Raw genomic sequence first — 16,136 nt, forward strand, 5'->3', positions numbered from 1 at the left:
ATGGGTAGAGCATTTGAATATCGCAAAGCTACTAAGCTCAAGAGATGGGGCCACATGGCTCGCACATTTACAAAGTTAGGTAAGGAAATCGCTATTGCTGTAAAGGCAGGTGGACCAGAGCCTGAAAACAATCCTCGCCTTCGTGCAATTATTGCTACATGTAAGCGTGAGAATATGCCAAAGGATAATATCCAGCGAGCTATCAAGAACGCAATGGGTAAGGATCAAAGCGATTATAAGGAGGTACCATACGAGGGTTATGGTCCTCATGGTATTGCAGTATTTGTTGACACATTGACCGACAATACCACACGTACCGTTGCCGATGTTCGTTCAGTATTCAACAAGTTCAATGGTAACTTGGGTACTCAAGGTTCTTTGAGCTTCCTCTTCGATCACAAAGCAGTCTTCTCATTCAAAAAGAAGGACGGCTTAGATATGGAAGAATTGATTCTCGACTTGATTGACTATGGAGTTGATGATGAGTTTGATGAGGATGAAGAAGAGAATGAGATTACCATCTATGGTGAGCCAACTAGCTTCGGTGACATTCAGAAACATTTAGAGGATAATGGTTTCGAGATAACTTCAGCAGAGTTTACACGTATACCAAACGACTTGAAAGATGTTACTCCTGAACAGCGTGAAACTATAGATAAGATGGTTGAAAGACTTGAAGAGTTTGACGATGTACAGAATGTGTACACTAATATGAAGCCTGCAGAAGAAGAGCAAGAATAAGCATCTTCTTTAATAGGTAATATACTAATATACCAAAGAAGAGGATATGTCTATGGGCATATCCTCTTTTATTATTATGATATTTATAGTTAGTTTAAATGCAAATATCAGTAAGCTAAATGATTAAGATTGCCAGTTGCAGTTGTTCTTTATCATCTGGTAATTCGTTCCTAACAATCTATTATATAGAAGGAAATGCCTCTCCTCATTTAAAGAGGGCGTTTCTTCACATCAACGGAGGCGTTTCTTTATGATGAAGAGAGCCTTTCCTTGCATCGAAGAAAGCCTCTCTTCATTAAGCCTTAACTATTTTCTGTAAAATTCCTGCACGCATGGAGGGCGAGTAGGGAAGGCTTGGGCATTTAGAATAACACATCCTTAAAGAGCTTCACACGGGCAAGTAGTTCCCTGATATGCGTCAGTTGGGCAAAGAAGTCATGTACATCTTCAGCGTTATAGCCCACTGCGTATATGCCTAAATGGTCTGCCAAGTAAATTGATCGTTGGTTATGCCACTTCTGAGAGATGATGATAATCGAGTCTGCATGATACTCTTCTTGTATGTTACGCATCGATAAGAAGGTGCGATGACCACTACCATCCATGTGGATAATGTTGGCTGGTATGCCTCTAACAATGAGGTTCTTCTTCATGGCGGAAGGCTCATCATATCCCTTGCGCTTCTCTCCGCTGATGATTAACTGCTTGTATTTATGATTCTTGTAAAGCTCAACAGCAGCATTGATACGTGCTTGGAAGAACAGATTAGGTCCTTCCGAGTAACGGCTCTTGGGACTTGTTCCGAGCAAGACAGCCGTTTTCATCGCAGGTACTTCCGCTGGATTATCGAAGACACGACCCTTCGCATTGTTATTAACAATGATGTTACACGTTGCAATAATTGCTACAACGATGACCAAAAGGGCTGTAACTGTATAGATAACTTTGCGTTTCATAATGTTATTTCCTGCTCTTTAATACATCAAGAGCATCGAAGGAATAGACCATTGTACCACTGGTAAAGGTGGTAGTCTCAATCTTCAGCGAGCGATACTTGCGTAGGTAACTGACGAAAGCGACGGGGTTTTGAACAAAGGCAGAATCTGTTTGTTTGCTAATACCGGATTTGTAAGTGAATCGCCCGACCTCATCTCCTTGCGCATAAACACGTACATAGTTCGTACTGTCATAGCTATTACCAGCGAACTGTTCGCCATCTCCGAGAATCATACAGGCTTCCAAGCCCAGACGCCCAAGTCTCCTCACTCGGATAGTCATGCGGTTAGTGGTCGTAATCTGCGACTTCTTGTTCGGAGCACTTTGTATGGTTGCCAGTGCCGAATCGTTCAGGTAAGTCCAAGCCGACACGTATGTGCCATCGTCACCCTTAGTACTGTCAAGGTTAACAGCAACCATTGTGTCAACCAAAGTGGTATCATAATGCCCCACACCACGCGATGAACACGAGGTGCAGGAAGTAAGAGTTGTTGCTGTTACCAGCGTCAGAAAGGCAACTGGTAACAGCATCATTGATTGTAATCTCATTGTTATTGATTCTAATACTCACCCCACGCCTTGATGTCGATGTCGTCAAGCGAGACATTACAGAAGGCATTGATGAACGCACTTGCCAATCGGCTGTTCGTAATCAATGGTATATTGAGGTCGATGGCGGCACGTCTGATCTTATAACCATTGGTTAGCTCGCGCGGAGTTAAGTCTTTCGGCATGTTGACAACCATGTCGATTTTCTTCTCATGGAGCAAGTCCAAGGCTTGAGGCGAATGTTCCTTATCAGACGGCATGTACACAAGTGTGTTCTCAATACCATTCTCTGTGAGGTACTTAGACGTTCCCACGGTTGCAAAAAGCTCATAGCCGTGTTGCTTCAAGGTCTTTGCTGCATCCAACATCTCGGCTTTCTGCTTCGCACCTCCTGTAGAGAGAAGGATGGTCTTCTTCGGTATTCTCTGTCCAACAGACAGCATACTTTTCAGCAAGGCAGTGGCAGAATCGTCACCAAGACAGCCCACTTCACCCGTTGAACTCATGTCAACACCGAGCACAGGGTCAGCTTTCTGCAATCGATTGAAGGAGAACTGCGAAGCCTTTATGCCCACATAATCAAGGTCAAAGAGGTTCTTGTTAGGCTTTTCAACAGGTACGCCGAGCATGATCTTAGTAGCGAGATCGATGAAGTTGAGCTTTAGCACTTTACTAACGAACGGGAATGAGCGACTTGCGCGTAGGTTACATTCGATGACAAGGATATCGTTCTCGCGTGCCATATACTGTATGTTGAATGGTCCGTTGATATGTAGCTTCTTCGCAATCTGGCGGCTAATGCGTTTGATACGACGCACGGTTTCAACGTAAAGCTTCTGCGGTGGGAACTGAATCGTTGCGTCCCCGGAGTGGACGCCAGCAAATTCTATGTGCTCAGAGATGGCATACGCCATGATTTCTCCATCCTTTGCGACAGCATCCATTTCGATCTCTTTCGCGTTCTCAATGAACTTACTCACCACAACGGGATGGTCTTCACTGACGTTGGCAGCCAACTGGAGGAATCGAGTCAGCTCATCCTTGTTAGAACAAACATTCATGGCTGCACCCGAGAGAACGTAAGATGGGCGTACAAGAACAGGGAATCCGACACGGTCAACGAACTTGTCTATATCCTCCATACTCGTTAGTGCGCTCCATTCCGGTTGGTTAATTCCGTTCTCGGTAAGCATAGATGAGAACTTAGCACGGTCTTCCGCATTGTCGATGTCCTTAGCTGCCGTACCCAGAATTGGCACGTTCTCTTCATCGAGATACATAGCTAAGTTGTTCGGAATCTGACCTCCCGTTGAGACGATAACACCATGAGGAGTCTCGGCATCGATGATATCCATGACACGTTCGAACGTCAGTTCATCAAAGTAAAGACGGTCGCACATGTCATAGTCAGTCGATACCGTCTCTGGGTTGTAATTGATCATGACGGATCGATACCCATGTCTTCGAATGGTGTTCAATGCCTGTACTCCACACCAGTCGAACTCTACAGAACTACCAATACGATAGGCTCCTGAACCCAGAACAATGACTGACTTTCGATCGTTGGAGAACGTTACGTCCGATGCTACTCCTGCATAGGTAACGTATAAGTAGTTGGTCTGTGCAGGATATTCGGCAGCCAGTGTGTCAATCTGTTTGACGACTGGAAGGATGCCAAAACCCTTACGCAATCTTCTTACAAGCATCATTGCTTTGTGCATATTAGGGCACTCTTCTTCCAGTCCTACTGCACGAGCTATTTGGAAATCAGTGAATCCATAGACCTTAGCCTCACGTAGTAACTGCTTGTCGAGGGTGTTGATATTCTTGCGTTTCAGCTCTTCGTCAATGTCAATGATATGCTTTAACTTGTTCAAGAACCATTTGTCAATCTTCGTCAAATCGTGTATCTGATCAACAGTATAGCCCTTGTGCATAGCCTTTGAGATGATGAATACACGCTTGTCGGTTGGTTCGCGCAATGCAGCATCTATATCTTCAATCTGCAACTCCTTGTTTTCTACAAAGCCGTGCATGCCTTGTCCTATCATTCGTAAGCCCTTCTGGATAGCCTCCTCGAAGTTACGACCAATCGCCATAACCTCTCCGACGGACTTCATACTTGACCCCAACTCCTTGTCGACACCACGGAATTTGCTTAAATCCCAGCGTGGTATCTTGCAGACAACATAGTCGAGTGCAGGCTCAAAGAAGGCAGATGTCGTTTTTGTAACAGAGTTCTTCAATTCAAAGAGACCATAGCCCATACCCAATTTAGCTGCCACGAACGCCAAAGGATAGCCTGTTGCCTTACTTGCGAGAGCTGACGAACGAGACAAACGGGCGTTTACCTCGATGACACGATAATCCTCGCTCTGTGGGTCGAAGGCATATTGAACGTTACACTCACCGATGATTCCGATGTGACGAACTATCTTTATTGATAATTCGCGGAGCTTGTGATACTCGCTATTAGTCAATGTCTGTGATGGAGCAATTACGATAGATTCACCCGTGTGGATGCCTAATGGATCGAAATTCTCCATGTTACAAACTGTGATACAGTTGTCATATTGGTCACGAACAACCTCATATTCGATTTCTTTCCAGCCCTTGAGACTCTTCTCAACAAGTACTTGTGGAGAGAAAGAAAAGGCTTTCTCGCATAAGGTGTTAAGCTCTTCTTCATTGTCAGCAAAGCCACTGCCAAGTCCACCGAGTGCATAGGCTGCACGCACAATGACTGGATAACCAAGCGTCTTAGCAGCTTTCCGTGCTTGAACTATACCCTCGCAAGCCTCACTCTTGATGGTCTTTACATCGATTTCATCAAGTCTTTCGACGAAGAGTTCGCGGTCTTCTGTATTCATGATGGCTGCAACGGGGGTGCCAAGAACTCGTACATTATATTTCTTTAGTACGCCCGTTCGCTCTAATTCTACACCACAGTTTAATGCAGTCTGCCCACCGAAGGACAAGAGAATGCCATCAGGGCGCTCCTTCTCAATCACCCTTTCAACAAAATAAGGTTGTACAGGAAGGAAATAGATCTGGTCTGCTACGCCTTCAGAAGTTTGCACTGTAGCAATGTTCGGATTGATGAGAACGGTAGAAACACCTTCTTCTCGCAATGCTTTTAACGCCTGCGAACCAGAGTAATCGAACTCTCCAGCCTCGCCTATCTTCAATGCTCCCGATCCGAGAAGCAGTACTTTTTTAATTGAATCGTCTTTCATTATCTTAGTGTTTCTACGAATTTATCAAACATAAAGTATGTATCCACTGGACCAGAGCAAGCCTCTGGATGGAATTGAGAAGTAAACCATGGATTCTCAACGTGACGTATGCCTTCATTGCTGCCATCGTTCATGTTGACGAAAAGTTCAGTCCAATCCTTGTCGAGAGTAGACGCATCAACAGCGTAACCATGGTTCTGGGAGGTGATATAACACTTATTGGTACCAACCATGCGAACTGGTTGGTTGTGTCCACGATGACCATATTTCAACTTATAGATAGTTGCTCCGGCAGCCTTAGATAACAATTGGTTGCCCATGCAAATACCACAGATAGGCTTCTTACTAATACTCATCTGCTTACGAATCACACTAACGGCTTCGATGCACATGTCGGGGTCTCCAGGTCCATTCGCTAGGAAGAGTCCATCGTAGTCCATCGATGTGTAATCATAGTTCCAAGGTACTCGAATGACCTCAACTCCTCTATTGACAAGTGATCGAATGATGTTTGCTTTGACCCCACAGTCTACAAGGATAACCTTCTTGCCAGCACCCTCGTTATAGTGAATAATCTCTTTCGTGGATACGAGGTCAACGAAGTTTACGCCTTCATAGTTGGCTTCTGGGATGTTATCAGGTTCATCGTCAAAGAGGATCTTACCCATCATCACGCCATGTTCACGCAGTACTTTGGTTAACTCACGAGTATCTATGTCCGTGATACCAGGTACATGTTCACGCTTTAACCAATCGCCTAGGCTCTCCACAGCATTCCAATGGGAGTACTGCTCGGTGTAGTCTGATACGATGATAGCAGACGCATAAATCTTGTCGCTCTCCATAAAGGTTGGGATGCCATTAGCCTCTATTGAGAAGGGTGGCACACCATAGTTTCCCACCAAAGGAAAGGTCATGGTAAGCAGTTGACCAGCATAGGAAGGGTCGGTAAGGCTCTCTGGATAACCCATCATAGCCGTGTTGAAGACTACCTCTCCGGCTACTGGTGCATCGTAGCCAAACGACTTGCCATGGAATTTTGTTCCGTCACTCAGGACTAAAGTTACGTTCCTCATTATTACTTAGTGTTGTTGGGTTGATTGTTTTTATTTGTTTCTTTTCTGTGTTATAACAATGAAATAGGGACCTATGGGTTGTGCGACCGATTCATAAAGAAGCCTTGGACGCACAAGCCGTACGTCCCTATCTATTGGAGTCTAGCTCATGTGATGATTAAGATGTTCGTGTTCATAATAGTTGATGAAGTTCTGGTTGACCAGTCTCATACCACCTGGAGTGGGGTAGTCACCCGTGAAATACCAGTCGCCGGGGTGGTTAGGAATGGCGTTATGCAGCCCTTCTATACTTTGGAAAACCAGTTCAACGGGCGTCGTCATACCCTCTGGACGCAGTATTTCAACAATCTTCTGGTTGATTTCCTCAATGGTGAAAGGCTTGTAGATAGCCTTTACTGCATTCTTAATAACTTCCCCCTTAGGTTTAGCAACCTCTTTCTTACAAGCCTCGTAGACTTCATTAAGAAGATACTCCATCTTTCGCTCCAGTATTAACTCAATCGTTGCACGGAAGACACAGAACTCTTCTGGACGTGGCATGTCTATGCCGTAATAGTCGGGGAAGCGTATCTGTGGGGCACTGGAGACTATGACAATCTTCTTCGGGTGTAGGCGATCAAGGATGTGAAGAATGCTCTCCTTGAGGGTTGTCCCTCGAACGATTGAGTCGTCAATGATTACCAAGTTGTCCTTGTTGGGTTCGATACTCTCGTATGTAATATCGTACACATGAGAGGCGAGATCATTACGTGAATTGCCCTCGGCAATGAATGTTCTTAGTTTGATATCCTTCCATGCTACCTTCTCAGCACGTATTCCTTGCTTAAGAATCTGTCGAACATCTTCCTTTGAAGGGTTGCTTCCTAAGGCTGCTATCTGTTCAACCTTTCGATTGTCCATCCATTCTTTGATACCATGAGTAAGCCCATAGAAAGCTACTTCGGCAGTGTTAGGAATGAAAGAGAGAACCGTATGAGTGGTATCATAATTGACGGCTTCCAGAACTCGTTCAGTCAGTTGTTGACCAAGTTTCTCACGCTCTTTATAGATGTCTCTGTCCGATCCGCGGGAGAAGTAAATGCGCTCAAATGAACAAGCCGCATAGGTCTTTGGCTCGAGAATCTGTTGTAGGAAGGATTCTCCCCGTTTGTTAACTATGATTGCTTGACCAGGTTTCAACTCTTGTATGTCTTCGCATTCTAGATCGAAAGTAGTCTGTAAGACGGGTCGCTCACTGGCTACTGCTACGATCTCATCGTCCCTATAGTAGAACGCTGGACGTATAGCCCAAGGATCGCGGATAGCGAACATCTCACCCGAACCCGTTTGTCCACAAATGACGTAACCACCATCGAAATGTTCCATGGTAGTCTTTAAGACATTACTTATTTGTATATTTTCTTCAATATAATTTGTGATGTCTCGCTTTGTCAGACCAAGTCTCTGTGCTTCAACGAAATTACGTTCAACCTCACGATCAAGCCTGTGCCCCATGAGTTCTAATAGAAGATAAGTATCGCTATAGATGCGTGGGCACTGTCCTTGATCAGTCAGTTTCTCAAAGATGTCTTCAATGTTTGTCATATTGAAGTTGCCACACATGCAAAGATTCTTAGCCTTCCAGTTATTGCGACGTAGGAAGGGATGGACATAAGAAAGACCACTCTTGCCAGTAGTTGAGTACCGGAGGTGGCCCATATAAAGCTCTCCTGCGAACGGAAGACTTGTTTTTGCAAAAGAGACATCAGCTAATTGCTCCTGTGATAAGCCTTTATAATGCTTGTGAACATCGGCGAATATCTCCGTAACAGCATTCTTTCCCTCTGCTCTCTCACGAAACATATATTCGTTACCAGGCTCTGATGCGAGTTTAACAGCCGACAGTCCAGCACCTTCCTGCCCACGGTTATGCTGCTTCTCCATCATCAGATAGAGTTTATTTAACCCATACATCCATGTGCCATACTTCTCCTGATAATACTCTAAAGGCTTTAGCAACCTTATCATTGCTACTCCGCAATCTTCATGAATGTTCTTTTCCATTATATAGATGTATTGTCTTTCTTTTGCAATTATTGAATGATAACTAACTTGTTAAGATGCCCATCGCCTGTTATTAGCCTATCCCCATCATCTTAGATGCTGTGTGGAGCATCCTTAATGATGGTGATTTTGATGAGTTCTATTCTACTGTAACCGACTTAGCCAAGTTGCGAGGTTGGTCTACATCTTTGCCTTTGCAAACCGCAATATGGTATGCTAAGAGTTGCAGTGGGATTGTTGCTACAAGTGGCTCTAAGCATTCCATCGTTTCAGGAAGCTCTATCACAGCATCTGCAATATGTGAGATAGTAGTGTCACCTTTGGTTACCAAGGCTATAACTCGCCCTTGTCTCGCCTTTATCTCTTGTATGTTGCTGCGTACTTTCTCATACATCCCGTTCTGCGTTGCGATAGCTACTACAGGCATATCAGAGTCTATCAACGCAATAGGTCCATGTTTCATCTCTGCTGCGGGATAGCCTTCTGCATGAATGTAAGATATCTCTTTGAGCTTTAAAGCCCCTTCCAAGGCTACCGGATAACTGAATCCACGCCCCAAATAGAGGAAGTTCCGAGCATAAGTAAAGGTGCGTGCCATATCAGCGATTTGGTCATTTGCCTTCAACACTTCCTTTATCATATTAGGAATCTCTGCCAGTTCCTTCACCGTCTGCACGTACTCTTCGTGCTTAATAGTGCCTTTGGCGTTTGCTAAAGCGAGTGCAAACATGGTCAAGACAGTGACCTGTCCTGTAAAAGCCTTTGTAGAAGCAACACCAATCTCAGGGCCTACGTGGATGTAAGTTCCTGTATCTGTTGCACGTGGGATGCTCGATCCGATGGCATTGCAAATACCATAGATGAAAGCACCCTTAGCCTTTGCCAGCTCCACAGCTGCTAATGTATCGGCTGTCTCACCACTTTGAGAAATAGCGATAACAACGTCATTCTCATTAACTACTGGGTTGCGATAACGGAACTCACTAGCGTATTCAACCTCTACAGGAATCCTACAGAATGTCTCAATCAGCTGCTTTCCGATGAGTCCTGCATGCCAACTTGTACCACAAGCAACGATGATGATGCGCTTAGCATTAAGTAGTTTGCTACGGTAATCAATCAATGCACTTAACGTAACATGGTCATGTTCTACATTAATTCGCCCACGCATACAGTTCGTTAAACACTCTGGTTGCTCAAAGATCTCCTTTAGCATGAAGTGGTCGTAGCCTCCCTTCTCAATCTGTCCAAGGTTGATATCAACCGTACGAACCTCTGGTGACAACTCTTCGTTGAGGATGTTTACGACCTTCAACTCCTCTCCTAGCTTCATTACTGCAATGTTCCCATCATCGAGATAGACCACTTTATCTGTGTACTCGATTATTGGACTTGCATCCGAACCGAGGAAGAATTCACCATCGCCAATGCCCACTACAAGTGGACTCTGCTTCCTTGCTGCAATGATAGTATCGGGGTTTCGCTTGTCCAAGATGGCTATTGCGTATGCACCAATCACTTGATGCAATGCCAGCTGCACTGCTTCTAGGAGGCTAATTGCCTTCTTCTCCTGTATATAGTCAATCAGTTGAACTAACACTTCAGTATCAGTCTCTGACTGAAATTGTATTCCTTTCTCTATCAAGTTATGCTTTATTTCTGCATAGTTCTCAATGATTCCATTGTGAATGATAGCCAGATTCTTCGACTGTGAATAATGCGGATGCGCATTCACAGATGATGGCTCACCATGAGTTGCCCATCGCGTGTGAGCAATACCAATGTTACCAGTGACGTTCTTATCGGCACAATACTCTTCCAAGTCAGCCACTTTCCCTTTCGTCTTATAAACATCTAAGTTGCCATTATCGTCTATTAGTGCTACGCCTGCACTATCATATCCTCTGTATTCAAGGCGTTTTAAGCCCTTTATCAATATTGGGTAAGCCTCACGCTTAGCCCCTATGTATCCTACAATACCACACATTTTACCTTAATCTTTTGTTTTTATGACAAATGAGAACACCCTCCCATCCACTTCTTTTCAGCTAGTTCCTCCCAAAACTAGGCTAGATATGGATGTCAAAGAATGTTCTCATTTTATGTATTTGCCTTTATAATGAAGACAACAGTCCTCATTTAAGGATAGAATCTTACTTTCTCAACACGTTAACCAATAGCGAAGCTACTGACGTAACGATACCTATGAAAGAGAACCAAATGGTAGTGGAACTACCAATACTAGACGTCTTTGCCTTTACAGAGTTCGGTTGAACGTATAGCACATCATTCTGTTGTAGATAATAATAAGGTGAGTTGATGATGTTAGCATCATTCAGATTCATACGCACGGCATGCTTTTCTCCATGTGCATCCTCACGTATCAACAATATGTTATTACGCTTGCCATATACGCCCAAGTCGCCTGCCTGTGCGATAGCCTCTAGAACGCTAATCTTCTCAGTAGATACTGGAATGACACCAGGCTTACCTACTTCACCCAAGACAGTGATGTGATAACTACTCATACGAACCGATACAACAGGGTTCTCGGTACGTGCAAGGTAAGGTTGAATCTTGCTCTTTATCAAGTCCTCGCATTCGGTCTTTGTTAAGCCAACAACATGTACCTTGCCAACAACAGGGAAGTTGATGAATCCCGAATTGTCTACGAGATAACCCTTAAAAGCCGTTGATGCTTTCTCACCACTTTGTAAGTTAAAGGGTGCGGAAGCCTCTGGATTAGTTGTATTGACAGTGATGGTTAATTCGTCCTTAGGCATGATACGTGCATCAAATAGACCTCTTGAAGCAGCAAGACTAATGGAGTCTATGTTCTCAACATAGGTGAATCCCTTGCTAGAACCACATCCCGTCATTGCCATAATCATAGCTACTACTATGAGAGATAAGATGATTTTTTTCATTCAAAAATAGCGTGAAGTCAATTATAAATTATACTTTTCTGCAAAAATACGACTATTTTTCGAGAATTACAAGCGAATGGCTTTTTTTCTCCTAAGCGATGGATAAAATAAAACCGACCATCAATACCATTCTTTCCATAGCCCTTCTATTCTCTTCTTTGTCGATCTCTTTATTCACAGGAGAATCTTTTTTACAATGCAGCAGCCTTACTGTATTGATCGTAAAGCCATTGTTGTTGCTGCTCAATCGTTATGTTGCTGTTGTCTAATTCGATAGCTCCTTCAGCCTTACGGAGAGGTGAGGTGGCACGGTGCGAATCGATGTAGTCACGTTCTTGAACATTCTTTAATATATCGTCGAAGTTAGCCTCCATACCCTTAGCCTTTAGTTCATCGTAACGCCGTTGGGCTCGAACTTCGGGCGAAGCAGTGACAAATACCTTTAGTTCGGCATTGGGGAAGACCACCGTTCCGATGTCTCTTCCATCCATGACAATTCCTTTCTCTGCTCCCATCTGTTGTTGTTGTTCAACAAGGGCGGCACGCACAAAAGGCAATGCGGCGATGACACTGACATGTGAAGACACCTCCATGGTACGGATCTGGTTCTCTACATTCTCTCCATTAAGGTAAGTATCAGGGCGTCCAGTAGCCTTATTCAACTTGAAACTAATCTTTATATTCCCCATCTGTGCCTTTAACTCCTCTTCTTTGATGGTGCCATTCGCATTGAATAAACCCTTCCGTAAGGCATAGAGAGTTACTGAACGATACATCGCTCCAGTGTCTACATAGATGTAACCAATCCTCTTTGCGAGGTCTTTAGCCATTGTGCTTTTCCCACAAGAGGAGTGCCCGTCAATGGCAATAGTTATTTTTTTCATTTCTTAAAAATGTGTTTTGTTTCGTCTGATCTGTACTACTTTCTTTCGCAGTGAGTGCAAAGTTACTAAAAAAAGTGGTATGCTGATGGCATTAAGTGACATATCTTTTAATTCAAAAGTCAAAGTTCATAATTCAAAATTATGATTACTTTAAGTTGACGAGTGGACAGGTTGACAAGTAAACGAGTTATTTGTTCTGTGGAAAACAATACTATCTACTCCCCTCTCCATTCGGAGAGGGGGCGGGGGTGAGGCTCCTTAAGTAGGGACAGACGCCCTCATCTGTCCGATACAAGATGATTTTCTCAGACAGCAAGCATAAGGATATATTATTCTAATAACATATTCCATTCACCCCAAACATCCCATCTGGGCGGATAGACGAAGGCATCTATCCCTACTTTGTAGCATCATCGTTTAATTAAGGAAACGCCCTTTTCAATTTGAAGAAGGCGTTTCTTCATTTCCAAGAGATGCTTTCTTTGGCACAAGGAGACGCCTTCTTCAGTTCAAGGAAACGCCCTCTTCGTTTGTAAACAACGTTATCCTTTTCTCTTTCCATTCGGAGGGATAAAACCATTCCAAGCCTCTTCCAAGGAGAGGATGTGCCTTAATGGGATATTGTCTGGTTGTTATCTCTGTGCGTAAAGTATTATCACAGAATACAGAAACTACGCATAATCCCCCGTCTATCAGTATAAGAACTTGTGGTTCTATATATTACAATGATTGTTAATGGTTCTTAGTGGACACTATTGAGATATAGGCTTGATAATGATGAATTATTTTTTTGCTGTCACTCCTGTCACTTCTTCGTCTCTTATAATTCGCTGATCACTAAATAGTTGTCGCAAATGTTAAAAGTGACGGCAACTCTATTTAAAACTTAATTATGTATTTGTGGGGTGGGGGAGTATTGTTTTTACATCGTAAAAAATGAAGAAATAATATGGAGGAAATACTAAACCTTCTCATAGCTCAAGTATTTGAAGAAGTGTAAAAATGTGAAGGTCGGATAATGATTATCGTTTTTTTTCTTGTAAATTTGTAGACCTTTAAGTCGGGATGATAAGTTGGTTCCGATAAAGCAAACAAAAGTTTAATCCTATACATATTATATAATAAGACGATGATAACTGATCAGATTCACGAGAAACTAAAGCAAATAAAACAATCATTCCGCCTGTTGATGAATGGTGTGGCTTCACAGTCAATGCGCGAGAAAGGGGTTTCTTATAAGATAAATTGGGGTGTCCCTGTGCCTGAACTGCAAAAGATGGCGGTAGAATATGGCAAAGATTATGACTTAGCCATTGAACTTTGGAAAGAAGACATACGTGAGTGTCAAGTGCTGGCAACACTGATTATGCCTGCTGAACGAATGTCGGAAGATCTTGTGGACGTATGGATGGAGCGTTTACACACGCAAGAAATGGCAGAGCTATTGGCCTTTAATCTTCTTCAACATCTTAATTTTGCTCCTTCATTGGCATATCAATGGATAGCATCTGATAAGGATATGTATCAACTTTGTGGTTATCAGTTGTTAGCAAGATTGTTTGCCAAAGGTATGGAACCTAACGAGCGTGGTATTAATGAGTTTCTTGATCAGGTACATACGACGCTTGCTGGTAATAATTTAGCACTGAAGCATGCTGCTTTTAACTGTGTCTTAAACTTCTGTGAATTAAGTGAAGAGATGGAGATAATTGCAAAGAAAGCTCTGTCCGACCTTGATCTCCTTTGAAACCCTATATTGTTTAAAAATAGAAAGAGCCGATACATTGATTAATGTACCGGCTTTTAAAATTATTTATCTCCGTCTGTTGGATTTTACCAAACAGTCTCTTAATGGAATACTAATTTCCTCCTCCTTTCCTTCTTACTAATCAAGGTCTATCTTCTTAGATACAATCAAGACCTCTGCAAGTACTGCTGCAACGATTGTTGCAATACCAAATGTCAACATAATATTGTCCTTTCTTCTTTTGTGCGAAGCCCCTTTGGCTCTGCGGTTATTACTTAATTCTACTTGAAACTCATTGCAAAGGTACGATAATTGTATAATACTTTTAAGCCATAAAGTATAAATATTAAATTCTTAGCCGTATTCTTGACTTTAATCAAATAGGTTGATTATCATCAAAAATATAATCTAAGTGGATAAAAAATAGAACTTTCTTCTGGCTTAATTAATAGGAAGGGTGTATCTTTGCAACAAGTTGTGTTTAAGATAACAAATGATTATGGACAAGTTAATTGCAATGAACCAGGAATTCGATAGCAGTATAGATGCTCGTTTCCTACAGATTCAGAATGCACGTCGTGAGGCTCTTGCTCGTAAGGCAAAGCGTAACTAAAAGAATGTAACGTGCGCATTGGGCATCTCAGAAACAGGTTTGAAGTTGATGTGATCGCCAACAAGATTAAAGAAAAAGCATACAAGCAAAATGAAAGGAAACCTTGTTGAATTAACTTCAACAAGGTTTCCTTTCATTTTAATATTATATATCAAGGTGAAGAGATGACCTAAAAGTCATCATCATCACCAACCTCTTCCGCCTGTATTTCTAGCTCTTCTGGATTTGTGTCGAAAGTGGTGCGATAACTTTCCTCCGTCAACTTATCATCATCGAAGCCATCGTCATCATCTTCTTCAGATGATTTTTCATCTTTCGGCAAGTCCCCCTCATCATCTAAATTATCAAAGTCATCATCATCATCTTGTTCCTCTGGCTGAGAGAACTTAATATGATTGAGAGTTGCCATAGGCTTCTCTTTGGCAAAGATAGCCTCTGTCCATGAACCTTTTGAAATCTCTAAGACTTCAAAACCATCAGAAGTCTTCTTGTCATACAAACCTCCTGGCTTCTTGAGGCGAGCTGTAGGTAGGGTAGTTGTACTAATGTCGAAACCACTCTGGATAATATCCTGTACACTTTGAGGAAGGCTTTCCCAGCCACCACCGAAATTGCGTTCCAGCACTTCGATGAGCTTTTGGGCTGAGATATGATGTATATTTTCCCATGTTAAATCAGTGATTCTGAGGATTGGTTTCTTCTTCAATGCCCACTTAACAACAGTACTTTCATCAAGTCTAATAGTACCTACTTGATATCCACGATCCTCATACTTCTTTATGACTTCAGGCTTATCTACCTTTACTTCTTCGATTGTAAAGGCACTTTTAAGCACGTCAATGTAGTGGTGCTCGTTATCCTTAAGGTCTGCATCACGCTCTGCTTGCGCCCAAAGACGGAAGACATCGCTCTCCTGAATGTCCCAAACATTACTCTTCGTAAGATTCTTCAATGATAATGATTGTCCTTTTTGCTTCATATATATATTACTCTTTCAATTTGCTTTTGGGGGTATATTTGCACAGAACTAAGCCCTTCCATATTGGTTGCAAAAGTATAGACTAAAACGTAAACCTCCAAACTTTTTCACAAAAAAGATTTATCTCTAAGATGAAAAAGAGACTCTTGTAAATTCTTTAAATGTAGGAGTAGATCCACACCTAATAACTATCACAATAAGAAAAAATAATCTTTTCCTAGTAAAGAAAGACTTTTATAAGTAATGAGACTTATGATAAATAGATGTGGAAAACGTCCTTGTTTATTACTTTAGGATAATCATTGTTGAGGATAAGGGGCTGTTTTTTAAAAAAGAATATGTAAT

At 42.5% G+C, this 16,136-nt stretch carries 11 protein-coding genes; 2 read left to right on the forward strand and 9 right to left on the reverse strand.

Annotated elements, in window-relative coordinates; all coding sequences use genetic code 11:
* On the forward strand, positions 1-741 hold the full coding sequence (locus D464_RS0103105; RefSeq protein ID WP_018910100.1) for a YebC/PmpR family DNA-binding transcriptional regulator: 741 nt from the start codon (positions 1-3) through the stop codon (positions 739-741).
* Between the two features lie 362 nt (positions 742-1,103).
* Here the strand turns inward: D464_RS0103105 and D464_RS0103110 are convergent, their stop codons facing one another.
* From D464_RS0103110 to cmk, 8 genes are all read right to left on the reverse strand, one after another.
* Positions 1,104-1,697, reverse strand: a complete 594-nt coding sequence (locus D464_RS0103110) for a SanA/YdcF family protein (RefSeq protein ID WP_018910101.1) — start codon at positions 1,695-1,697, stop codon at positions 1,104-1,106.
* A gap of 4 nt (positions 1,698-1,701) precedes the next feature.
* On the reverse strand, positions 1,702-2,286 hold the full coding sequence (locus D464_RS0103115; protein ID WP_018910102.1) for a hypothetical protein: 585 nt from the start codon (positions 2,284-2,286) through the stop codon (positions 1,702-1,704).
* 11 nt (positions 2,287-2,297) lie between these two features.
* On the reverse strand, positions 2,298-5,522 hold the full coding sequence (gene carB, locus D464_RS0103120) for a carbamoyl-phosphate synthase (glutamine-hydrolyzing) large subunit (RefSeq protein ID WP_018910103.1): 3,225 nt from the start codon (positions 5,520-5,522) through the stop codon (positions 2,298-2,300).
* Positions 5,522-6,598, reverse strand: coding sequence for a glutamine-hydrolyzing carbamoyl-phosphate synthase small subunit (gene carA / locus D464_RS0103125; RefSeq protein ID WP_018910104.1), 1,077 nt, complete (start codon positions 6,596-6,598; stop codon positions 5,522-5,524). The genes carB and carA overlap by 1 nt, the downstream gene beginning before the upstream one ends.
* 141 nt (positions 6,599-6,739) lie before the next feature.
* Positions 6,740-8,641, reverse strand: a complete 1,902-nt coding sequence (locus D464_RS0103130) for an amidophosphoribosyltransferase (RefSeq protein ID WP_018910105.1) — start codon at positions 8,639-8,641, stop codon at positions 6,740-6,742.
* A gap of 139 nt (positions 8,642-8,780) precedes the next feature.
* Complete coding sequence (glmS, locus tag D464_RS0103135; protein ID WP_018910106.1) at positions 8,781-10,628, reverse strand: glutamine--fructose-6-phosphate transaminase (isomerizing); 1,848 nt, start codon at positions 10,626-10,628, stop codon at positions 8,781-8,783.
* Between the two features lie 166 nt (positions 10,629-10,794).
* A complete protein-coding gene (locus D464_RS0103140; protein ID WP_018910107.1) occupies positions 10,795-11,568 on the reverse strand; it encodes a polysaccharide biosynthesis/export family protein in 774 nt (257 codons plus the stop codon).
* A 191-nt stretch (positions 11,569-11,759) separates the two neighbouring features.
* On the reverse strand, positions 11,760-12,452 hold the full coding sequence (gene cmk, locus D464_RS0103145; RefSeq protein ID WP_018910108.1) for a (d)CMP kinase: 693 nt from the start codon (positions 12,450-12,452) through the stop codon (positions 11,760-11,762).
* Between the two features lie 1,132 nt (positions 12,453-13,584).
* Between cmk and D464_RS0103150 the strand changes: the two genes are divergently transcribed.
* On the forward strand, positions 13,585-14,199 hold the full coding sequence (locus tag D464_RS0103150; protein WP_024985725.1) for a DNA alkylation repair protein: 615 nt from the start codon (positions 13,585-13,587) through the stop codon (positions 14,197-14,199).
* 782 nt (positions 14,200-14,981) lie between these two features.
* Here the strand turns inward: D464_RS0103150 and D464_RS0103170 are convergent.
* Positions 14,982-15,791, reverse strand: coding sequence for a hypothetical protein (locus tag D464_RS0103170; protein ID WP_018910112.1), 810 nt, complete (start codon positions 15,789-15,791; stop codon positions 14,982-14,984).
* Positions 15,792-16,136: the final 345 nt, after the last annotated feature.

Source organism: Prevotella veroralis DSM 19559 = JCM 6290 (genome assembly GCF_000377625.1).
GTDB classification, from domain to species: Bacteria; Bacteroidota; Bacteroidia; order Bacteroidales; family Bacteroidaceae; genus Prevotella; species Prevotella veroralis.

Coding starts and splice junctions, on each gene's coding strand:
- D464_RS0103105 (WP_018910100.1), top strand. CDS start 1: ATGGGTAGAGCATTTGAATATCGCAAAGCTACTAAGCTCAAGAGATGG.
- D464_RS0103110 (WP_018910101.1), bottom strand. CDS start 1,697: ATGAAACGCAAAGTTATCTATACAGTTACAGCCCTTTTGGTCATCGTT.
- D464_RS0103115 (WP_018910102.1), bottom strand. CDS start 2,286: ATGAGATTACAATCAATGATGCTGTTACCAGTTGCCTTTCTGACGCTG.
- carB (WP_018910103.1), bottom strand. CDS start 5,522: ATGAAAGACGATTCAATTAAAAAAGTACTGCTTCTCGGATCGGGAGCA.
- carA (WP_018910104.1), bottom strand. CDS start 6,598: ATGAGGAACGTAACTTTAGTCCTGAGTGACGGAACAAAATTCCATGGC.
- D464_RS0103130 (WP_018910105.1), bottom strand. CDS start 8,641: ATGGAAAAGAACATTCATGAAGATTGCGGAGTAGCAATGATAAGGTTG.
- glmS (WP_018910106.1), bottom strand. CDS start 10,628: ATGTGTGGTATTGTAGGATACATAGGGGCTAAGCGTGAGGCTTACCCA.
- D464_RS0103140 (WP_018910107.1), bottom strand. CDS start 11,568: ATGAAAAAAATCATCTTATCTCTCATAGTAGTAGCTATGATTATGGCA.
- cmk (WP_018910108.1), bottom strand. CDS start 12,452: ATGAAAAAAATAACTATTGCCATTGACGGGCACTCCTCTTGTGGGAAA.
- D464_RS0103170 (WP_018910112.1), bottom strand. CDS start 15,791: ATGAAGCAAAAAGGACAATCATTATCATTGAAGAATCTTACGAAGAGT.